Consider the following 23,083-nt stretch of genomic DNA (forward strand, 5'->3'; position numbering starts at 1 on the left):
TGAAAAGCAAAAAAGAGACAGATAGATCTGACTCTTTATCCTGAACTATGAATGAAACGCACTCACGAATTACGATTCTCTAGCTTTGTGCAGAGACCTGTGAAGTTAACGTTGCTTTGCGTGAAAGATTTACTCTTCCTTGTTGATCAATCTCAGTAACTTTAACCGTAATTTGATCTCCAACATTCACAACATCTTCTACTTTTGCTACACGTTCTGTAGAAATTTGTGAAATGTGAACGAGACCTTCTTTACCAGGTAGAATTTCAACGAATGCGCCGAATTTCTCTACGCGTTTCACTGTACCAAGGTACGTTTCGCCAACTATGACTTCACGCACGATGCCTTCAATAATGGAACGAGCTTTCTCGTTCATTTCTTGATTGGACGATGCGATGAATACGCGACCGTCTTGCTCGATGTCGATCTTCACGCCAGTTTCCTCAATAATTTTATTGATGATTTTACCGCCAGCTCCAATGACATCACGGATTTTATCAGGGTTGATGTTCATTGTGAGAATTTTCGGTGCATATTGAGAAAGGTTTTTGTTCGGCACGGAAATACGTTCTACCATTTTGTTCAAAATGTGCAAACGACCTTCCTTGGCTTGTTGCAACGATTGTTGCAAAATGCTGCGGTCGATGCCGTCGATTTTGATATCCATTTGTAAAGCTGTGATACCTTCTGCAGTACCTGCAACTTTGAAATCCATATCACCAAGGTGATCTTCCATACCTTGAATATCTGACAGAATGGAGAAATGATCGCCGTCTTTGATAAGTCCCATTGCAATACCAGCAACTGGTGCTTTAATAGGTACACCAGCGTCCATAAGTGCAAGGATACTTGCACAAATACTTGCTTGGGAAGTTGAACCGTTCGATTCCAACACTTCTGACACAAGACGAATTGTGTACGGGAACTCAATTTCATTCGGGATGATCGCCTCAATAGCTCGTTCACCTAGCGCACCATGTCCAATCTCACGACGACCTGGAGGACGCAATGGTCTTGCTTCCCCAACGCTGAATGGCGGGAAGTTATAATGATGCATGAAACGTTTTGTTTCAGTCAGATCTAAACCATCCAAGATTTGAACATCACCAAGTGCACCTAATGTACAGATACTAAGCGCTTGCGTTTGTCCGCGTGTGAATAAGCCAGAACCGTGTGTGCGCGGCAACAAATTGATATCGCATTCGATTGGACGAATTTCTTCTGGTTTACGTCCATCTGGTCTTACTTTATCATGCGTGATCAAGCGGCGTACTTCCTCTTTCACGATATCATATAGCGTTTCTTTCACATCACCAAGAAGACCTGGTGTTTCTACATATAAAGCAGTGAAATGTCCAACAGCATCCGCATTGACGACATCAATCGCTTCTTGACGTGCATGTTTCTCAGGAATTTTGATCGCATCAACTAATCTTGCTTGTGCAAATTCACGCACTGCGCTATTTACTTCAGCATCGACAGTATGGAGTTTAACTTCCATTTTCGGCTTACCGACTTGCTCAACCAATTCCTCGATAGTCGAAACAATCTTGCGAATTTCATCATGACCGAACATAATCGCTTCGAGAACAACTTCCTCTGACACTTCTTTCGCGCCAGCTTCAACCATCATAATCGCATCTTTGGTACCAGCAACAGTTAAATGAAGATCACTCTTCTCTGCAACTTCACCCGTTGGATTGATTACGAATTGCCCGTTTACACGTCCAACAATTACACCACCAACAGGACCATTAAATGGAACATCAGAAATGGCTAGTGCTGCGGACGTACCGATCATTGCTGCCATTTCAGGCGGGCATTCTTGATCCACGCTCATGACGATCGATACGATTTGAATGTCATTACGGAAGCCTTCTGGGAAAAGCGGACGAATAGGACGATCCGTCAAACGGCTCGCAAGAATCGCTTTCTCACTAGGACGTCCTTCACGCTTAATAAAGCCACCAGGAATTTTACCTACCGCGTATAATCTTTCTTCATAGTTCACTGTTAACGGAAAGAAATCTAAATCTTTCGGTCCGCTGGAAGCCGTTACTGTGCTAAGCACAACCGTGTCGCCATAACGAACAGTTACTGCTGCATTGGCTTGTTTGGCTAGTCGGCCTGTTTCAAGAATGAACGGCTTACCGCCAAGTTCCATTTGTACCCTTGTCTCCATAATATCCTCCTAAGGCATGGTTTGAAATTCAAAATATGTGTTTGATAAACATGTACAGAAATCATAAGATCCAGAGACCAATCCGAATTTACTCCGTATGTATGCAAAAAGACAAGCTATGGAGTTATCCTCTATTTCTGCGTTATGTCTAGTATTTCCTTCTTTTCCCGTTTTAAAAATACAAGAAAAAGCAACCTTTTGCTGCTCTCTGCCAGAGCTTTATTAAGCCTAGCAAAGGAGCAACAGGTTGCTTCTCATTGTCGGTTTTATCGACGCAAACCAAGCTTTGCAATCAAAGCACTATAGCGGCTTACATCTTTGTTTTTAACATATGCTAGCAACTTACGACGTTGTCCAACCATTTTAAGCAAACCACGGCGGGAGTGGTGATCTTTCTTGTGTGTACGAAGGTGGTCTGTAAGGTTAACAATGTTTTCTGTAAGGATTGCTACTTGTACCTCAGGTGAACCTGTGTCGGTATCGTGTACTTTGTGTGTTTGAATCAGTTGCGTTTTGCGCTCTTGCGTAATTGCCATGATCAATTCATCTCCTAAATTCTCTTATAGTATCCCCGCTAGCCTAGAAAGCGCCGATGAAAACGTCAACCCAAGCTAAGGTTCATGTCAAATGAACACGTCCATTCGACAACGTTATTCAGTATAACACAATTGTCTAGTAGAAGTAAATGTAGGATTACGCCTCTAACGTCATTTTCTGTCTAGCTTCTGCTGCATCAAGTTTGATTTGAGCAACTAAATCTTCTAGTGAAGTGAATTTACGTTCTGGTCTAAGAAAAGAAATAAGCTCAACCATAACGGTTTCTCCATATATTTGCTCGGAAAATTCAAATAAATGCGCCTCAAATGATGGTTTTAGTTCACCAGTCTCAAATGTTGGTTTCACACCAATATTCATGACACCTTGATAAACTTCCCCGCGGACGATCGCTTTAATCGCGTAAACGCCGTTCTTGGGACTGACATATGGTTCTTCCAATTGGAGATTAGCAGTAGGGAAACCAAGTGTTCTCCCTCTCTTCGCACCATCTACTACTTTACCACTTATGCTGTATGGTCGTCCTAGTAACCTAGTCACAGTTTCCAATTCTCCAAGCTGCAATGCTTCACGTATACGTGTACTGCTCACTTTTTCACCATTCATATGAAAAGGTCTCACCACTTCAACAGAGAATTTCCCGTGACTCAACTCGCAGAGTGAATCCGGAGTACCTTTACCTTGAAACCCAAAGGTAAAATCAAAACCACATATGACGCTATCTACGCCAAGTCGATCAAGAACTTGATCTACGAATTGTTCCGGAGATAAACGCATGAGTGAGGCATCAAATGTTACGATGTAAGCATGATTCACACCCATACTTTCGAAAATCTCCATCTTTTTTTTCAAGGGAGTTAATAGATCCAAGTATTTATCTTGACCCATTACCGCTCTAGGATGAGGATAGAAGGTCATGATAGCAGATTTAAGTCCAAGGTTCTTAGCCGTATGCAAAGCCCGTCCAATAACCTCACGATGCCCTAAATGTACACCATCGAAGTCACCAATGGCCACCACTTGTTTTCCTACAAACTGTGTTAGCTGATCCAAATCCATCGGATATGATATTGGTATTATTTCCATAAAAGTTCGTTCACCTATCCATTTCAACCCGTCCCGCGACGTTATGATTAAAGGAATACTTTGGCCGGGACCAAGACGTGGCTAGTGCTTTTCCATTCAAACAGACCAAGAAATCGTTCATCTGGTGAATAGGCCCGAAATATGGTTTGTGTTGCATCTGCATGAGCCACTCGATTCGCAGCTAGAGCTATTTTCTTACCTTGCAAGGAATGAAGTGCTTCTTGATCTGTGAGGGAAATAGATGGAATGTGTGAGATGGCGATATCCATCGGAATCATATGCTGCTGTAATGATCCTTCATCCTTCATTTGAACAATTTGCTCAAAGGTTAAACATTGCTCTTTACGGATATTCCCTGTTGATGTACGTATCAGACTGACCATTACAGCTGGATATCCGAGAGCTTTCCCTAAATCTACACACAATGTTCTGATATAGGTACCTTTGGAGCACACCGCACGAAAACGAATTTCAGGATGCTTCTGATCCAAATTGAGCTCGAGAATCTCAAGTTCATAGATCGTTGCTTTCCTGGCCTTACGTTCCACTTCCTTACCTTCTCTCGCCAATTCGTAGAGACGCTTGCCATCTACTTTAACTGCGGAGAACATGGGAGGAATTTGCTCGATGTCTCCTACGAAAGATTCCAGTACTTCACGTATTTGGCTTTCGCCAAGTGATACATGTGATACTTCTTCCAAGACAGTCCCAGTCATATCTTCCGTATCTGTAGATAACCCAATTCGTAAAACAGCTTCATATTCCTTCGGCAACTCTTGAATATATTCAACCATTCGTGTAGCACGACCAATACAAAGCGGAAGTACACCTGTCACTTGGGGGTCAAGCGTACCCGTATGACCAATTCGTTTGATACTTAGGATCCTTCTAACTTTGGCGACAACATCATGTGATGTAAAGCCCGCTGGTTTCCAAACAGGCAGTATGCCTTCTAGCGTCATTTCAGCTTGTCCCCTACTTCCTCAACCATTCTAGCAATTGCCTCATCTAGCGTACCATGGATTGTACATCCTGATGCTCGAACATGTCCTCCGCCACCAAGTGACTGCGCAATAGCAGCAACATCGACTAGTCCAGAGGAGCGCAGACTTACTTTAATGACACCAGATGCCTTCTCTTTAATCAGCATTCCCACTTCAACACCCTCAACATTACGAGGATAATTCACTAGTCCATCCAAATCATCGCTCGACGCACCTGTTAACTCTAAATCTGCGAGCGACACGGCAAGCCACGCTAACTTCCGATCATAGGAAAAGGAAAGTGTCGATAGCGCTTTTTGGAGAAGTACTATCTGTGCATATGTCATTCGTTCAAGTACAAGTTCAGCGATTTCAGCACCCTTGACCCCTAACTCCAACATGGAGGCTCCAATTTTCATAACCTCTGAAGAAGTATTCGAGTAACGAAAGCCACCTGTATCTGTTAACAAGCCCGTATAAATGCATTCACCGAAAGAAATGTCAGGTTGAAGTTTCATATGTAACGCCAAATCATACAAAATTTGAACGGTTGCCGCGGCATCATGCTTGATTAAATGACATGAACCAAATTGATCATTCGTTGGATGATGGTCAATATTGAGCAGGTTTACCCGCTCATCAAAAAGAGTGCTGATCCTACCCATTCTGGAGAAATCAGCACAATCAACACTTATGATGGTTTGATACAGTCGATTCGGTGCCTGTTCACTATAATCAATCGTATGTTTACTACCTATTAAGTAGGAAAATTTAGAGGGCATTGCGCCCTCATTGATCATTGTGAATGACTTCCCAAGCTGACTCAAAATCCAACCTGTTGCATACGTTGAACTGGCTGCATCCCCATCCGGCTGGATGTGAGATACAACCAAGAAATCATCATGCTGCTCGATAAATGCAGCTGCTGCTGCCAGCTGCTGACAGTATTCGGTGGCATGGTTCATTCCGTTATTCATACGTTTGTATTTCCTTCCTGATTGAGCTTATACAACAATTGGTCAATGTGACTACCATAGTCGATAGAAGCATCAAATTTAAACTGAAGCTCTGGAATCTTACGCAAACGAATTCGTTTACCTAATTCAGAGCGAATATACCCTGAAGCAACAGAAAGTGCCTTAAGTGTGGCAGCTTTCTCTTCTTCAGTTCCCATTACGCTTAAATAAACACGAGCAAGGGACAAATCATTCGTCACTTCAACACCTGTAACGGTCATGAAACCAATACGAGGATCTTTCAGCTCAGCTTGAATGATCTGACTAAGCTCTTTCTTAATTTGTTCGCCAACTCGACCTACACGAACTCTAGCCATTTATAATCACCTCTCAACGGACTCCATGATAAAGGCTTCGATAATGTCGCCCTCTTTAATATCATGATAACGCTCAAGAGATATACCACATTCATAGCCTTGTGCAACTTCTTTTTGATCATCCTTGAATCGTTTCAAGGAATCAATTTTGCCTTCATGAACAACAATTCCGCTACGTACTAAGCGCGTTTGTGCATTACGAGCAATTTTACCTGAAGTTACATAACAACCTGCAATTGTTCCTGAACCTGTAATTTTGAATACATTACGTACTTCAGCTTGACCAAGAACAACTTCCTTGAAGATTGGATCCAACATGCCTTTCATCGCTTGCTCGATTTCTTCGATTACGTTGTAAATGATGTTATGCAGACGAATATCAACTTTCTCTTGATCAGCCGTTGCTTTAGCAGCAGGCTCAGGACGAACGTTAAATCCGATAATAATCGCATTGGATGCAGAAGCCAGAATAATATCAGATTCCGTTACTGCGCCAACCCCATTATGCAGAATCTTAACGCGAACACCTTCAACTTCAATCTTCTCAAGAGAGCTTTTCAGTGCTTCTACGGAACCTTGAACGTCACCTTTGATAATCACATTCAGATCTTTCACTTCACCGTCTTTAATATGCTTAAAGAGGTCTTCTAGGGTAACACGCGAATTAGCAGTCATCTCGGATTGACGAAGTGCAATCGCACGGCGATCAGCGATGTCTCTTGCTTTACGCTCATCTTCATAAGCCAAGAATGGATCCCCAGCTTGTGGAACTTCTGTCAGCCCCGTGATTTCAACCGGAGTTGAAGGACCTGCTTCTTTCAAACGTTTACCTTTATCATTAACGATCGCACGAACACGACCGAAGCATACACCGGCAACGAAGCTATCTCCAACTTTTAATGTACCATGTTGAATTAGGATTCTAGCCACTGGGCCTCTTCCTTTATCCAATTCAGCCTCAATAACAGTCGCTCTAGCACGCTTGTTCGGGTTAGCTTTGTACTCTTGTACCTCAGCTACCAGCAAAATCATTTCAAGCAAGTTTTCAAGACCAATACGTTGTTTTGCGGAAATTTCGCAGAAAATCGTATCGCCGCCCCACTCTTCTGGAACTAACTCATAAGCAGTAAGAGCTTGCTTGATTTGATCAGGATTAGCGCCTTCTTTATCAATCTTGTTCACAGCAACAATGATTGGAACACCAGCTGCTTTAGCATGACTAATCGCTTCAACAGTTTGTGGCATTACACCGTCATCTGCTGCAACAACGATAATCGTAATATCCGTAACTTGAGCACCGCGGGCACGCATCGTAGTAAACGCTTCGTGACCTGGCGTATCCAAGAAAGTAATTTTCTTATGATTTACTTCGACTTGATAAGCACCGATGTGCTGCGTGATTCCGCCTGCTTCGCCTTCAGTAACACTCGTTTTACGAATGGCATCCAGCAATGTTGTTTTACCATGATCGACGTGACCCATGATCGTAACAACAGGTGGACGTTCGAGCAAATCAGCCTCGTCATCGATTTCTTCGAATGTTTCGAAGTTATCTTCTTCGACTTTAATTTTGATTTCAACTTCAACACCAAATTCAGTCGCAATCAATTGAATAGTTTCCAAATCTAGCTCTTGGTTGATCGTAGCCATTGTGCCAAGGAATAAAAGCTTCTTAATCACTTCAGAAGCGTCTTTATGAAGCAATTTCGCTGTTTCACCAACCGTCATGTTGCCACGAACGATGATCTTCTTAGGTGTGTTATCCACTTTTTCTTTCTTAACCATGTCTTGTTGGTAACGACCTCTGTTGTTCCCGCGCTGGTTACCTCTGTTGTTGCCACCGGGACCACGATTACCACCAGATCTATTATCGTCAAAACGTTTTGGTGTTGGTTTGGATTTCTTTGTTGTTATGATTCCAGCTTTTGCTGCTGCATCATCCAACTCAGCCGCTGTTGCGCCAACATGAAATTGTGGTTTAGCTTCTTGAACAACCGGTCTTCCACTTTGGTTATTGTTGCGGTTCTCGAAAGGCTTGGACTGACGATTAGGGCCAGCACTGCGATTCGGACTAGATTGCGGACGACCGCTGTTTGCGCTTTGACCGCTGCTTGCTCCTGGACCGCCTGAGCCTTGATTCGGGCGTGAGCCTGCATAGTTACTGTTTGTGCGTGGTGCTCCGCCTTGTCCTTGACCTTGGCTATAGCCTTGACTAGCTGGACGACTACTATTGTTGTATCCACCACCGCTTCCACCTGCAGGACGCTGCCCACCAGGATTGGAACCTTGATAACCCGTACGTTGTCCACCTTGGCTGGAGCCTTGACCACTAGGACGTTGTCCACCAGGATTGGAACCTTGGTAACCTGTACGTTGTCCGCCTGGGCTGGAGCCTTGACCACTAGGACGTCCACCATTTGGATTAGATCCTTGATAGCCCGTACGCTGACCACCTTGACTATTATTAGGTCGATTGCCTTGGTAGTTGCTGTTTTGACCACTTGGACGTGATTGTTGCGGGCGACTTGAAGTATTATGTGTAGACTGACCTTGTTGTGGAGACGTGACTCCAGTTGATGGAGTCGGTTGACTAGTTGATTGTTGCTCAGTAGTAACTGGCTTAGCGGCCGGAGTTACTGCACCTTTATTCTCTTGTGCTGGAGCCTGCGATGCAGGATTCTGATTCGTCGTAGATGAACTCACATTTCCTCCGTCCGTAGCTGCTCGTTTGGCAGCTGCATTAGCTTTGATATCTCTAAAAAACTTTTCCACACTGCTAACCGCGTCATTCTCCATTACACTCATATGGTTGTTAACAGGTATATTTAATCGTTTGAGAATGGTAATAATTTCTTTGCTGCTCATATTGAGCTGCTTCGCGTATTCGTACACGCGTGTCTTGTCTTTATTATCTTGTTTATTGGTCAATATGTTTCACCTCCGCAGGATTTTCTTGACTCTTCAGCAGCATCTGCGCGAAGCCTCCGTCCAATACACCTATGGTGACACGCATTTCTTTCCCAATGCTGCGGCCCAATTCATACTTCGTGCCAATTTCCATGAGTTTAACTCCATAAAATTGACATTTATCTTGAAATTTCTTACGTGTATTAGCTGAAGCGTCCTCTGCCATGATAACAAGCTTGGCTTCACCCGCGCGAATTGCTTTGAAAACACCTTCATCACCCGTTACGAGTTTCCCAGCCCTCATCGCTAATCCTAATTGATTAAAAAATTTAGGATTCATCTTCCGATTCCTCCTCTTTCGAAGAAAGGAATTCATCTTCAACACGAATGAAATCTTGTTCCAGTTGGTCATAAATATCTGCGCCTACGGCATGCTTCAGAGCTCTATCCAGGGCTTTGCTTTTCTTTGCCAATTTAAAACAAGAAACTTTACCGCACAGGTAGGCACCGCGCCCAGACTTCTTCCCCTTAAGATCAATGAGAATGTCATCTTCAGGCGTTTTGACGACGCGGATCAATTCCCTCTTCGGCATCATTTCCTGACAGGCAACGCATTTTCTCAGAGGGATTTTTCTCTGCTTCATTCCGATCACCCCTTGTTCCAAACAAAAACTTAATCGATGCTAATTGAATCTTGGTGCATTTCTTCCGAGTAAGTTTTCACTCTGCCATATTCTTGTTCTGCTTGTGTTTCGCTCTTGATATCGATTTTCCAGCCTGTTAGCTTAGCTGCTAAGCGGGCGTTCTGTCCTTTAATCCCAATTGCCAAAGAAAGCTGATAATCAGGTACGATGACTCGTGCCATTTTTTCATTTTCATGAATTTGAACTTCAAGGACTTTAGAAGGGCTTAGCGCATTCGCCACATACTCTTCTACACTCTCCATCCAGCGAACGATATCAATTTTCTCTCCACGCAGCTCGGTTACAATCGTTTGAACGCGAAGTCCCTTAGGACCTACGCATGATCCGACTGGATCAACCTCTGGATTACGAGAATGAACAGCAATTTTCGAACGGAAGCCTGCTTCACGTGCAACAGAACGAATCTCTACTACTCCATCGAAAATCTCGGGAACTTCAAGCTCAAATAGACGCTTCAACAACCCTGGATGTGTTCTCGATAGTATAATTTGAGGTCCCTTAGTCGTGTTCTCGACTTTCGTAATATAAGCTTTAATACGATCTCCCTGTTTGAACTTATCCGTAGGCATAAGCTCCGTAAGTGGAAGAACAGCTTCTACTTTGCCAAGATCAACATAAATATTACGTTGGTCTTGACGTTGCAGGATACCTGTTACGATATCTTCTTCTTTATCGATAAACGCATTATAAATTAAGCCACGCTCGGCTTCGCGGATTCGTTGCGTAACAACCTGTTTAGCGGTTTGTGCTGCAATTCGACCAAAATCACGAGGCGTCACTTCAATTTCAACAATATCATCTAATTGGTAATTAGGATTAATTTCACGCGAAGCATGAACAGAAATTTCCAATCTTGGATCCAATACATCTTCTGTAACGGTCTTCCGTGCATAAACCTTAATAAGACCCGAATGTCGATTGATATCTACACGAACGTTCTGTGCTGTGTTGAAATTACGTTTATAACTTGAAATCATCGCCGCTTCAATAGCATCAATGAGTAGCTCCTTGGAGATACCCTTCTCTCGTTCAATTTCCGACAGCGCTTCAATAAAATCCGTGTTCATTTGAACTGAGTCCCCCCCTTCAATAAGTAACGATTACTAAAATACGATAGCAAGACGTGCACTAGCTACTTTGGCAACCGGAATGCTGATTTTCTTTTTACCAATCTCGATCACGAGCACTTCCTCGTCATAAGACTGCAACAACCCTTCAAACTCCTTAGAACCGCCGATCGGTTCATACGAGGTTACAAATACGTGACTATTTACGGCCTTATAAAAATCTTGAGTTTTCTTAAGCGGACGTTCTGCTCCAGGAGAAGAAACTTCTAAGAAATAAGCATCAGTAATCGGATCTTTCTCATCCAATTGAACACTTAAGTACTCACTGATGCGGCCGCAATCATCTATATCAATTCCGCCTTCTTTGTCAGCATAGACGCGAAGGAACCAATTGCTGCCTTCTTTGACATATTCAATATCCACGATTTCAAACCCATTTTGTTCAACAAAATCCTTCAGCATGTCCTCAATGATGGATTTGATTTGTTCTTGTGTAGCCACAGATATGTGTACCTCCTAAATTGACTTCTCCTTGTCGTATCCCGAAAAGTCCTATATCAAAATGTAAAGAGTGGGTTTCCCCACTCTTTAATCACAAGATGATATCCTCATTATTGCCAATAAAAATTATACCATAACCATTCTTTGCATTACAATAGCAAACTTGTTAATCATTTTCACTTGACAGCTTAAAGTCTACTTCAGAAAACTCAATTCGTAAACATCCGCTTTAGAACAAGGAAAGCTGATTGGATTCAGGCATACCTCGGAAGCAACCCATTGAAGTCAACAGTTCTATGACGGTTTTAGAAGCCTTGGATTTATTTTGGAAATCCTCAATGGATAGGAAGTCGCCTTCTTCTTTGGCAGCTGCGATGTTCTTAGCCGCATTTTCACCAATTCCTGACATCGCAGCAAACGGTGGAATTAAGGAATTGCCATCAATGATAAACTTCGTTGCATCGGAACGATAGATATCAATCGGCTTGAAACTAAAGCCGCGTGACGTCATTTCCAGGGACATTTCAAGAATCGAAACCATGGCTTTCTCTTTCGGAAGAGCTTGAAAACCTTTCGCCTCAATCTCTACTAATTGTCTGAGAATCGCATCATATCCTTGGCAAAGCAGTTCAAGATCAAAATCAGCAGCACGAACGCTAAAGTACGTAGCATAGTAAGCAATCGGATGGTACACCTTGAAGAAAGCAGTACGAACAGCGGAGATAACGTAAGCCGCAGCATGCGCTTTTGGAAACATATACTCAATCCGTTCGCAGGATTCAATATACCATGCTGGTACATTACAGCGTTTCATCTCGTCTTTCCATTCGTCTGTAAGGCCCTTCCCTTTACGAACGCTCTCGGTAATTTTAAAAGCAAGACCTGCATCCATCCCCGCTTTGTAAATCAGATAGAGCATGATATCATCCCGACAGCCAATAACCGTCTTAATGTTACAAATCCCTTTTTTGATAAGCTCTTGCGCATTCCCCAACCAAACACCTGTTCCGTGAGACAACCCTGAAATTTGCAATAAATCGGCAAAAGAAGAAGGTTGTGTTTCTTGAAGCATCTGACGGACGAATTTGGTTCCCATTTCGGGAACGCCATACGTAGCCACCGGCGAACGGATCTGATCCGGCCTTACACCTAATGCATCCGTGGAATTGAAGATACTCATAGCCTTGGCATCATTCATTGGAATCGTTGTAGGATCAATGCCTGTCAAATCCTGAAGCATTCTCATCATCGTCGGATCGTCGTGTCCCAGAATATCTAATTTGAGCAAGTTCGCATCGAAAGCATGATAGTCAAAATGTGTCGTCATCCATTCTGAATTCTTATCATCTGCTGGGAATTGAACCGGCGTAATATCATCGACCTCAATGTAATCAGGAACAACAACAATACCGCCTGGATGCTGCCCGGTACTTCTTTTGACCCCCGTACAGCCTGATGCTAATCGAGCGATTTCTGCACCGCGCCATTTCTGGCCTTGTTCTTCTTCATATTTCTTCACGAATCCGAAGGCCGTCTTCTCAGCAACAGTACCGATAGTCCCTGCTCTGAATACATTCTTAGGTCCAAAGATCTCTTTCGTGAAGTTATGCGCAACCGGCTGATAAACCCCAGAGAAGTTCAAATCGATATCGGGAACTTTATCCCCTTTAAATCCTAGGAATGTTTCGAACGGAATATCATGCCCATCCCCTTTTAAATTCCCGCCGCAGGAAGGACATACTTTATTCGGTAAATCGAAACCACTCGGTACACTACCGTCAAGAAACCATTCGCTGTGCCTGCACGAAAGACATATATAGTGAGGCGGCAAAGGATTAACCTCTGAAATCCCCAACATCATCGCAACGACAGAAGAACCAACGGATCCCCGAGATCCGACCAGATAGCCATCCGCGTTTGATTTCTTAACGAGCCGCTCTGAAATCAAGTAGTTGGCAGAAAATCCAAATTTAATAATAGGAACTAATTCTTTCTCTAGTCGAGCAATAATGACTTCGGGAAGCTCCTCACCATACATACTTTTGGCAGTATCATAACAAGTCGTACGAATCTCTTCGTCAGCACCTTCGATGATAGGTGTAAATAGCTTGTCTGGAAAAAGTTCAATGGATTCAAACCGATCTGCAAGATCATTCGTACTACGAATAACAACTTCAATTGCTTTTTCTTCACCCAAAAACTTAAACTCTTCAAGCATTTCTTTCGTTGTACGAAAATGTGCGTCAGGCTTCTTCATCGCTTTCAGCGGACTAAAGCCTGTAATTCCATTGATCGTAATATCCCTGCATACTTTCTCACGTGGATTCAGATAATGAACGTTCCCTGTAGCGATGACCGGCTTACCTGTTTTATAACCAATTTCACATACACGTCGAACTGCATCCTCTAGATCTTCTTTAGAACCAACCAAGCCCTTTTCTACGAGATGCATGTTATAGCTAACTGGTTGAATTTCGAGAATGTCATAGAACTCTGAAACTTGCTCAGCCTCTTCAACTGATTTGTTTAGTACAGCTTCGAAAAACTCACCCTTTTCACAACCGGATGTGATCAAGAGCCCTTCTCTATGCTCCACTAACACACTCTTGGGAATCGTCGCAGCTCGCTGTAAGTAAGTGGTATGAGACATCGAGATCAGTTTAAATAGATTTTTCTTCCCAACTGGGTTTAATGCGTATATACAGCAATGAAATGGCCGCTGATTGGATAAATCTTTACCTACATAATCATTCAATTTCGCAAGGCTCGTAATCTGACGATCATTAGCCTCATTAATTAAATGATAAAGCACATAACCCAACGCAATCGAGTCATCAATCGCTCGGTGATGATTATCGAGACCTACTTTAAATTTATCAGACAATGTATTTAATCGATGATTCTTCATAGATGGGAAGAGAAATCTTGCAAGCTCTAACGTATCGAGCACTGGATTCGTAACCTCTGGAAGGTTCATGCGCTTTAAATTCGTTTGAAGAAAGCCCATATCGAAACGCGCATTATGTGCAACTAGCACGCAATCCCCAATAAACTCTACAAACTTAGGAAGCTCATCCTCAATATCTGGGGCATCCTTCACCATATCATCATTGATATTCGTTAACTGCTGAATGTTATAAGGAATTTTCTCATGCGGATTAATGAAAGTGGCGAAGCGATCAATCTCTTTGCCATCCTGCATCTTCACGCCAGCTAACTCAATGATACGATTATTAATGACCGAAAGCCCTGTGGTCTCCACGTCGAAAATAACATAAGTCGCTTGCTTCATGTCGAGATCTCGACCATTCATAACAATAGGGACAGAATCATTCACGACATTCGCTTCAACGCCATATATCACTTTAATACCATGTTTTTTGGCCGCTTTCCCAGCGTCTGGAAAACATTGAATATTACTATGATCGGTAACAGCTATCGCTTTATGTCCCCATTTGGCCGCCATTTTCACATATTGGTCTATCGGTGTCAGAGCGTCCATCGTACTCATCGTCGTGTGCAAATGAAACTCTACACGCTTCTCAGCAGCGTCATCCATGCGATCCCTTGGTGCCATAACTTCGTATAAATCATTCGGAATCATCACTAGCTCAGGAATTTGCATGAATCGATCATACTCTACTTTTCCTCTTGCTCTAATCCACGTACCATTGGCAAGAAGATTCATGATCTTAACATCGTCCTTGGTCTTCGCAAAAACCTTCATTGCCAGTGAATCACTAAAATCCGTAATATTAAAAGTGAATAACGTATTACCATTTCTTAATTCTTTGACATCCAAGCCAAATACAGTACCTTGTACAGCAATTTTCTTCTCTTCTTCTTGGATATCCTTAAGTGGAGTAGGAACTTCTTTTATATCAATGCCCATGACTAGCTTAAGATCACCCTCAGGTAAGGAAGACTCTTCTTCCTCCATGTCGATGGACATCATGATTTCTTGTGTATATGATTTTTCACCTTGTTCACGTTGCTTTGCAAACTTCTCATATTCCGCAACGATTTCTGTAGTATCACTAATTGCATACTTAATAGATAGTTCTGTTTGAAAAAAATTATGAAAAAAATTCCGAATAAACATATCGATATTCTTTTTCTTCGCTAATTCTAGACCTATAGCATCCAACATGATTAACGATAGGGCATTTCCCTGTACTTCGAACCTAGCTTTCGACATCCAACCATTGACAGAGGGAACTTCTCGCTGTAACCATTCCATAAACAAGCCCCAATACTCCTCAACGAGAGCAGCTGGTTCTGCCCCTTCATACTTCCAAATAAACCGAATTTTTGCGATCTGTGCAAACTTCTCTTGAATCATTTTACAAAATGTACGATAAATATTCAGAGGCACAAGGTCATTTTTCACCAAATAGAACGTCCAGTCACGATTTTTCCGACTAATCTCTACTTGATCAATGTAGCCTTCTGTAAAATATGACCGTACAACATCGGCTGGAATCTCGGCTTGCTGCATCAAAAGCTCAAAGCGATTCCGTTTATCAGCCAAATTACTCATGAACAGCCTCCCCATAAAACATACCAAGGGCAATGGAGTTAGACCTCCATATGCCCTTGATTGTAATTAATAGCTTCGACCAAAGACAACTGTATGCTGGGCAGGATCACCACACACAAGACAAGTCGATTTGGTTTCGGATGGTGTGAACGGGATATTACGACTTGTTGCTCCTGTTTCTTCCTTCACTTGCGATTCACAAGCGTTAGATCCACACCAGCCAGCCAAGGCAAATCCGCGTTTCGTCTCCAAAAATGTCTTAAACTCATCGATCGTATCAACCGCAATATAATGCTCGTCACGGAATTGCTTCGCTTTATCATACATCTGCTGATGAATCTCAGCAAGTAAATTTTGAACTTCTTGCACGAAGTCAGACTGTTGAACGATTTTCTTTTCTCCACTTACGCGAGAAACAAGAACTACTACGCCATTTTCCATGTCGCGAGGACCTAATTCTACACGAATTGGAACACCGCGCATTTCGTACTCGTTAAATTTCCAACCTGGACTTTGATCAGCACGATCATCCACTTTAACGCGCACGCCAGCTTTCTTCAGATCCGCAAATAACTCGTCAACACGCCCAATTACTTGCTCACGTGTTTTTGGAGGTCCGATTGGAATCATGATGACCTGCGTAGGTGCAACCTTCGGTGGTAACACTAAGCCGCGATCATCCCCGTGAACCATGATAAGTGCGCCAATTAATCGCGTACTAACTCCCCATGAAGTTGTATGTGCAAATTGGTGTTGATTCTCACGATCAAGGAACTTGATATCAAAGGCAACTGCGAAATTCGTTCCAAGGTAATGAGAAGTTCCCGCTTGAACTGCTTTACCATCTTTCATCATAGCTTCAATGGAGAACGTATCAATAGCACCTGCAAATTTCTCGGATGGCGTTTTTTGACCAACGATTACCGGGATAGCTAGGAAATCTTCCGCAAATTGACGATAAACATCCAGCATCTGCATTGTTTCGCGTCGAGCATCTTGCTCATCTTCGTGCGCAGTATGACCTTCCTGCCATAAAAACTCAGTTGTACGGAGGAATGGCAACGTGCGTTTCTCCCAACGAACTACGTTTGCCCATTGATTGATTAACAATGGAAGATCACGATACGAGTTAATCCACTCGGCGTACATGTGCCCGATCATCGTTTCAGACGTAGGACGGATAGCCAAGCGCTCTTCTAACTTCTCCCCACCTGCCTCAGTGACCCACGGAAGTTCTGGATTAAAGCCCTCGACATGCTCTTTTTCCTTTTGGAAAAAGCTTTCTGGGATAAACAACGGGAAATATGCATTACGATGACCCGTTTCTTTAAATTTGCTATCCAACTCGCGCTGAATATTTTCCCAAATCTCATATCCATCCGGTTTAAACACGATACATCCACGAACCGGAGAATAGCTCATTAAATCTGCTTTCTTAATAACATCTATGTACCATCTGGAGAAATCTTCTCCTTGCGGTGTAATTTCTTTGACAAATTGCTTATCGTTTGACATAAACCCTCCCATAGATTAGGACTATCCCTTAATCAATCGTAAAATATCATTGTAAGTAACAGCAACCATCAACAGCATAAGGAGTGCAAAACCAACAAAATGAACCATACTCTCTCGGTTCGGGTCTATCGGTTTTCCTCTCAATGCTTCTAAGCCCATGAAAAGGAGTCGGCTTCCGTCTAGTGCAGGGATTGGCAATAAATTAAAAATACCTAGATATAAGCTTAAAGTGGCCGCCCAAGAAATTAAGTAAGTCAATCCCATTTTAGCAAATTCAGCAGATACCTGAGCAGTTCTTACAGGTCCACCGAGATCATCTAATTTGAATTGAAGCATCACTAATTTTTGCAAACCTGTTACGATTCCAATGGTTGTACCCACTACTTGATCATAGGTCCCTGTAAATACTTCCCCCAACGTAGCGCTTCTGCGGTCACCGCTTATAACAACACCAAGCTTCCCAGCACCTGCTTCCATCTCTGGGGTTACTTGAAGTGTAATTGGATTACCCGCGCGATCAATCACCCATGTCATTGGCTTCCCGGCCGAAGCTTGTATCGAAGTAACGAGTTTCTCCCGATCATCTCCGATTGGCTGTTTATCAATGGACATGATGATGTCGCCTTTCTGTAGGCCTGACTTCTCACCCGCTTTACCAGCGAGTACAGAATCTAGCTTTACATTCGTGAACACACCGGACATTATTACAACAATGAAGAACAAGACAATGGCCAAGATAAAATTCATGACTGGTCCCATAACGATAGCAATGGCACGTTTCCCTACAGATTTCGAGCCGAACTGACGATCATAGGGAGCTATTTGGGTTTCTGTTCCCTTCGTCACCATCATGGCTTGCGGATCAATCGGGTAAGTCACTTTCTCACCGTCAACATCAAGAGATACGCGAAGTGCTCTCTCTATATCAATTTGTTCCACGACACCCATGATAACGTTAGAACGACGATCTAATTGATCAAGATATAAAAATGTAACTTCATTCTGTTTGTTTAATTTAATTGCAACTGTCTGTCCAGGGTTAACTTGAACAAGTTCTGGGTCTTCACCTGCCATACGAACAAATCCACCAATCGGTAAAATCCGTAACGTATATCGGGTTTCCCCTTTTTTATATGAGAATATTTTGGGACCGAAGCCAATCGCAAATTCACGAACTAAAATACCTGCACGTTTTGCAAAGTAAAAATGACCCCATTCATGAATCGTAACAAGAACGAAAAACAGCAGAATAACCTTTAACCCAACTTCAATAGCCGACAAGTCGTATTTCCTCCTTCGGGTTTTCTTCAGAAAACTATCCTATGTAGCAATGACCTACGCTTTCGCTTAAAGAGCTTGCCTTCTAAGCACTACTTCAGATCAGCTGTTCTTGTTCTTAGATTACCACTATTGAACATCTGAATACAAGCTATGCCTGCTCAGGTCATTATACGAACTCAGAGAAATAATTAGACTTTACTCCAGCCTCGGCGTCGGAAATTGAAAAGAAGAGCTGAGCCATGCAAGCTGACCACACCTCTTCCTGACTTTTAGAAACGGATAGACGCTGCAAACGATCTAGCCCATTGATCTTGTTCGTGAATAACCTCAATTGTAGGAGTAGCATATGACTCATGTTTTTGCAAAGAAGCTTCGATAATATCCTCAATTTGTAGAAATGAAATATCACCCTTAAGGAAACGAGCCACTGCAATTTCATTAGCCGCATTATACACAGTAGGTGTACTTCCACCTTGTTTACCACTTTCAAAGGCCATACGTAAGCAAGGGAATCGTGTATAATCCATTTCACGGAAATGAAGTTTACCGATTGCGGCTAGATCTAACCTAGTTGTTGGTGTAGGATAACGATCTGGATACGTTAACGCATACTGAATGGGAACCCGCATATCTGGATTACCTAACTGCGCAATGACACTATGATCAACAAATTCAACGTAAGAGTGAATGACACTTTCCGGATGAAGCAAAACTTTGATATCCTCATATGCCAAACCAAAAAGCCAATGCGCTTCCATGACTTCAAGTCCTTTATTCACCATCGTAGCGGAGTCAATCGTGATTTTGGCGCCCATTGACCAATTCGGATGCTTTAGTGCATCCTCCACAGTAACACCCACTAATTGTTCCCTCGTACGATCACGGAAAGATCCACCTGAAGCCGTAATCGTGATTTGAGCAATTTGTGAACGTGTCTCACCATTTAAGCACTGAAATATCGCAGAATGCTCACTATCAATAGGTAATAAGGCAACCCCTTTGCGAGAAACAGCTTCAGTAACAATGTGTCCCGCACTCACTAATGTCTCCTTGTTAGCTAGTCCAATATCTTTACCCGCTTCAATTGCGGCTAATGTTGGTCGTAGTCCTTGACTCCCAACAAGTGCACTTACAAGCAAATCCGCATCTGTGGCAGCAGCGACCTCCAACAAACCAGCTTCGCCATACAGAACCTTAATACTTGCTGGAATTTGGCTAGCAACCGTTTCAGCCAATTCCTTCGTAGCAACGGACACGAGTTTAGGTCGAAATTGTTTGGCCTGTTCAATGACGAGCTCACTGTTATACCCAGCAGATATCGCTTCGACTTGAAACTTTTCTGGCGAATGCTGTACAAGATCCAAGGTTTGAGTACCAATGGATCCTGTCGAACCCAAGATGGCAATTTTCTTCATACGTTCAACCCCGCTCATGAGAATTAGTTAGGAATCAAATTGAGCAGATAGATAAAGGGGAATACTATTAACCAACTATCCATCCGATCGAGTACGCCACCATGACCTGGCAGCAGAGTTCCCGTGTCTTTAATTCCTTTAACACGCTTATAGGCGGATTGAATTAAATCACCAATTTGCCCTACTACAGCAATAACAAATCCTAATAAAAGTGCTTTCCCTACACTTAAGAGATCCGGTGCGTACAAAGCAAAGCATACGGCCAATATCATCGCAATAACTACTCCGCCGAGAGCTCCTTCAATCGACTTTTTTGGACTTATTTGTGGCCACAGAGGGTGCTTACCTAACTTCGAACCAACAAAATATGCACCAGCATCCGATGCCCAGATACAAACAAACACCATAATCGTCCAAAACAGACCATTATCCGCCAAACGAGCCTCAATCATGTAGTTGAAACCAAATCCAATGTATACGACACCTAGTAATATCACAGATACTTGATCAATCGTTATTTTGTTCTTGGAAGCTACTGTAATGAAAAGCAGCAAAAACATGGCGAACCAAATTACACTTGTAAACGAGAATGTCCACGTTATACCTAACAACCCCCATGGGATCGTTAGACATAATATAGCTACGAGTCCAGCAACAGCTGTGAGTTTAAATGGCATATACCCATTCATTTGTAAGTACTCGCGGTATCCAATAATCGAAACGAGTACGATTAAGCCTGCATACCACAAATCACCAAGTACTAGAAGAGTAATAAATGCAAGACCGGCAATTACGCCTGTTATGATCCTTTGTTTCAAGTTGAATCCCCCTAGATGAACATCGTTTATCTCTAAGCCATCCTTTTAGTGAAAAACGATTACACAATCAGATGTTAAATACCACCGTATCTTCTTGCGCGGCGCTGATATTCAGCAATAGCTTGCATAAATAAGTCCTCTGTGAATTCTGGCCAATAGGCATCTGTGAACCATAATTCCGAATAAGCTAATTGCCAAAGTAAAAAGTTGCTCAATCGCAATTCCCCACTAGTACGAATTAACAAATCGGGGTCAGGCAAATCTGACGTTAACATATAGGATGAAAAGAGAGATTCGTCCAACTCATCCGGATTCAAGTTTCCGTTTTGCAGGTCCTTCATCATGTCCTGAACACCTGCAATGATTTCCTTACGTCCGCCATAATTTAAAGCAAAATTCAAAATAAGACCCGTGTTATCTTTCGTTCGTTCGATCGCACCTTCTATAGCTTTCAGTGTATAGTCAGGTAGACCATCTTTCCAACCAGTCATTCGAATACGCACATTGTTCTGAATTAATTCTTCAATCTCCAAAGGGAAAAACTCTTGGGGCAGCTTCATAAGAAACTCGACTTCTTCTTTCGGGCGCTTCCAATTTTCAGTTGAAAATGCATACATCGTTAATACTTTGACACCAATATCATTCGCTGCCATTGTAATCTTCTTTACATTTTTCATGCCCGAGTGATGACCCGCTACACGAGGCAATCCTCTTTGTTTGGCCCATCGACCATTTCCATCCATAATAATTGCTACATGCGCAGGTACTTTGTCCAACTCTATTTCAGTTGTTCCACTCACTTGCTTACGTGTTGGTATTAACCATTTCTTAAATAGCTTGAGCACAGTTGTTCCTCCCAACTAGGGAAAGATGAAAAACCCCCGCCAATGAATACCCGGGGGCATATCTATCTTATACTTCCATGATTTCTTTTTCTTTAGCAGCCAAAACTTTCTCAACTTCAGCTACGAATTTATCAGTAAATTTCTGAATGTCCTCTTGATGCTTACGAGACTCATCCTCAGAAATACCTGCTTTTTCCAGCTTTTTAATTTCGTCGTTTGCATCACGACGAATATTACGAATCGCAATTTTGGCTTCTTCGCCAAATTTCTTCGTCATTTTCACCAAGTCATTACGACGCTCTTCTGTTAATGCTGGAATAACAATACGAATAACAATACCGTCATTCGATGGTGTTAAACCTAAATCGGACTTCATAATTGCCTTCTCAATAGAAGACATAGAGCTCTTATCCCATGGTTGAATGAGAAGTGTGCGTGAATCCGGAGTAGTCAAATTAGCTAATTGATTCACTGGCGTCATTGCGCCATAGTATTCCACTTGAATACGATCTAATAGCGATGGCGTAGCACGTCCCGCACGAAGAGAAGTCAAATCTCTTCTTAGCGCTCCTATTGCTTTATCCATCCGATCTTCTGCGTTCTTCTTCACTGATTGAGGCATGGTTTATACGCTCCCTTTAACTGTAGTCCCAATTTTATCGCCAAGGACCACTCGTTTGATATTCCCTTTTTCCGTGATATTAAAAACAACCAACGGAATGTTGTTATCCATACAAAGGGAAGATGCAGTGGAGTCCATGACACCAAGGTTATTACTTATTACTTCCATATAGGTTAACGTTTCGAATTTCTTCGCTGTTGGATCTTTGAATGGATCAGCTGAATAGACGCCGTCCACTTTGTTTTTAGCCATAAGAATGACTTCTGCTTCAATTTCTGCAGCTCTCAAAGCAGCTGTTGTATCCGTTGAGAAGTAGGGATTACCAGTTCCCGCGGCAAAAATAACAACTCTGCCCTTTTCAAGATGACGCATTGCTCTTCTACGTATGTAAGGTTCAGCAACTTGTTGCATTGTAATGGAGGACTGAACTCTTGTTGGTACCTCTAGGTTTTCCAGTGCATCTTGCAAAGCAAGTGAATTCATGACAGTAGCCAACATTCCCATATAATCCGCTGTTGCACGATCCATTCCCTTTTCACTACCTGCAATTCCACGCCAGATATTCCCGCCACCAACAACGATTGCAACTTCTACATTTAATTCTACAACATCCTTCACTTGCTGAGCAATGGAGGTAATCACTTCTGAATCAATGCCATATCCCTGTTGTCCGGCTAAAGCTTCTCCGCTCAATTTAAGCACTATTCTTTTATAAAAAGGTTGACCCAA

Annotated in this window: 19 protein-coding genes; all 19 read right to left on the reverse strand. The window is 42.6% G+C overall.

The window, feature by feature from the left end:
- Positions 1-79: 79 nt before the first annotated feature.
- The 19 genes from pnp to pyrH all read right to left on the reverse strand — a co-directional run bounded on the left by pnp (position 80) and on the right by pyrH (position 23,083).
- Complete coding sequence (gene pnp / locus ASG89_RS33455; RefSeq protein WP_057315662.1) at positions 80-2,182, reverse strand: polyribonucleotide nucleotidyltransferase; 2,103 nt, start codon at positions 2,180-2,182, stop codon at positions 80-82.
- Positions 2,183-2,448: 266 nt separating this feature from the next.
- Positions 2,449-2,718 (reverse strand): 30S ribosomal protein S15, encoded by a 270-nt coding sequence (rpsO, locus tag ASG89_RS33460; protein WP_028558319.1) that lies wholly within the window; start codon positions 2,716-2,718, stop codon positions 2,449-2,451.
- Between the two features lie 157 nt (positions 2,719-2,875).
- Positions 2,876-3,823, reverse strand: a complete 948-nt coding sequence (locus tag ASG89_RS33465) for a bifunctional riboflavin kinase/FAD synthetase (RefSeq protein ID WP_057315663.1) — start codon at positions 3,821-3,823, stop codon at positions 2,876-2,878.
- Between the two features lie 47 nt (positions 3,824-3,870).
- A complete protein-coding gene (gene truB / locus ASG89_RS33470; protein WP_057315664.1) occupies positions 3,871-4,785 on the reverse strand; it encodes a tRNA pseudouridine(55) synthase TruB in 915 nt (304 codons plus the stop codon).
- A complete protein-coding gene (locus tag ASG89_RS33475; RefSeq protein ID WP_235550026.1) occupies positions 4,782-5,783 on the reverse strand; it encodes a DHH family phosphoesterase in 1,002 nt (333 codons plus the stop codon). Before ASG89_RS33475 ends, truB begins: the two co-directional genes overlap by 4 nt.
- Positions 5,780-6,139 (reverse strand): 30S ribosome-binding factor RbfA, encoded by a 360-nt coding sequence (gene rbfA / locus ASG89_RS33480; protein ID WP_056625044.1) that lies wholly within the window; start codon positions 6,137-6,139, stop codon positions 5,780-5,782. Before rbfA ends, ASG89_RS33475 begins: the two co-directional genes overlap by 4 nt.
- 6 nt (positions 6,140-6,145) lie before the next feature.
- Positions 6,146-9,067, reverse strand: a complete 2,922-nt coding sequence (infB, locus tag ASG89_RS33485) for a translation initiation factor IF-2 (RefSeq protein ID WP_063868277.1) — start codon at positions 9,065-9,067, stop codon at positions 6,146-6,148.
- Complete coding sequence (locus tag ASG89_RS33490; protein WP_057315665.1) at positions 9,057-9,386, reverse strand: L7Ae/L30e/S12e/Gadd45 family ribosomal protein; 330 nt, start codon at positions 9,384-9,386, stop codon at positions 9,057-9,059. Before ASG89_RS33490 ends, infB begins: the two co-directional genes overlap by 11 nt.
- Positions 9,376-9,690 (reverse strand): RNase P modulator RnpM, encoded by a 315-nt coding sequence (rnpM, locus tag ASG89_RS33495; RefSeq protein WP_057315666.1) that lies wholly within the window; start codon positions 9,688-9,690, stop codon positions 9,376-9,378. The genes ASG89_RS33490 and rnpM overlap by 11 nt, the downstream gene beginning before the upstream one ends.
- A gap of 29 nt (positions 9,691-9,719) precedes the next feature.
- Positions 9,720-10,817, reverse strand: coding sequence for a transcription termination factor NusA (gene nusA, locus ASG89_RS33500; protein ID WP_057315667.1), 1,098 nt, complete (start codon positions 10,815-10,817; stop codon positions 9,720-9,722).
- Between the two features lie 36 nt (positions 10,818-10,853).
- Complete coding sequence (gene rimP / locus ASG89_RS33505; RefSeq protein ID WP_268795698.1) at positions 10,854-11,318, reverse strand: ribosome maturation factor RimP; 465 nt, start codon at positions 11,316-11,318, stop codon at positions 10,854-10,856.
- A 229-nt stretch (positions 11,319-11,547) separates the two neighbouring features.
- Entirely contained in the window at positions 11,548-15,858 is a 4,311-nt protein-coding gene (locus ASG89_RS33510; protein WP_057315668.1) for a PolC-type DNA polymerase III, read from the reverse strand.
- A 66-nt stretch (positions 15,859-15,924) separates the two neighbouring features.
- Positions 15,925-17,373, reverse strand: a complete 1,449-nt coding sequence (proS, locus tag ASG89_RS33515) for a proline--tRNA ligase (protein ID WP_057315669.1) — start codon at positions 17,371-17,373, stop codon at positions 15,925-15,927.
- Positions 17,374-17,394: 21 nt separating this feature from the next.
- On the reverse strand, positions 17,395-18,654 hold the full coding sequence (gene rseP / locus ASG89_RS33520) for an RIP metalloprotease RseP (RefSeq protein WP_057315670.1): 1,260 nt from the start codon (positions 18,652-18,654) through the stop codon (positions 17,395-17,397).
- Positions 18,655-18,923: 269 nt separating this feature from the next.
- Positions 18,924-20,069, reverse strand: a complete 1,146-nt coding sequence (locus ASG89_RS33525; protein ID WP_057315671.1) for a 1-deoxy-D-xylulose-5-phosphate reductoisomerase — start codon at positions 20,067-20,069, stop codon at positions 18,924-18,926.
- Between the two features lie 23 nt (positions 20,070-20,092).
- Positions 20,093-20,887, reverse strand: coding sequence for a phosphatidate cytidylyltransferase (locus ASG89_RS33530; RefSeq protein ID WP_057315672.1), 795 nt, complete (start codon positions 20,885-20,887; stop codon positions 20,093-20,095).
- A 74-nt stretch (positions 20,888-20,961) separates the two neighbouring features.
- On the reverse strand, positions 20,962-21,732 hold the full coding sequence (locus ASG89_RS33535) for an isoprenyl transferase (RefSeq protein ID WP_082593764.1): 771 nt from the start codon (positions 21,730-21,732) through the stop codon (positions 20,962-20,964).
- 67 nt (positions 21,733-21,799) lie between these two features.
- Positions 21,800-22,354, reverse strand: coding sequence for a ribosome recycling factor (gene frr, locus ASG89_RS33540; protein ID WP_057315673.1), 555 nt, complete (start codon positions 22,352-22,354; stop codon positions 21,800-21,802).
- A gap of 3 nt (positions 22,355-22,357) precedes the next feature.
- Complete coding sequence (gene pyrH, locus ASG89_RS33545; RefSeq protein ID WP_056625013.1) at positions 22,358-23,083, reverse strand: UMP kinase; 726 nt, start codon at positions 23,081-23,083, stop codon at positions 22,358-22,360.

The sequence above is a fragment of the Paenibacillus sp. Soil766 genome (assembly GCF_001428105.1).
Classification (GTDB): Bacteria; Bacillota; Bacilli; order Paenibacillales; family NBRC-103111; genus Paenibacillus_E.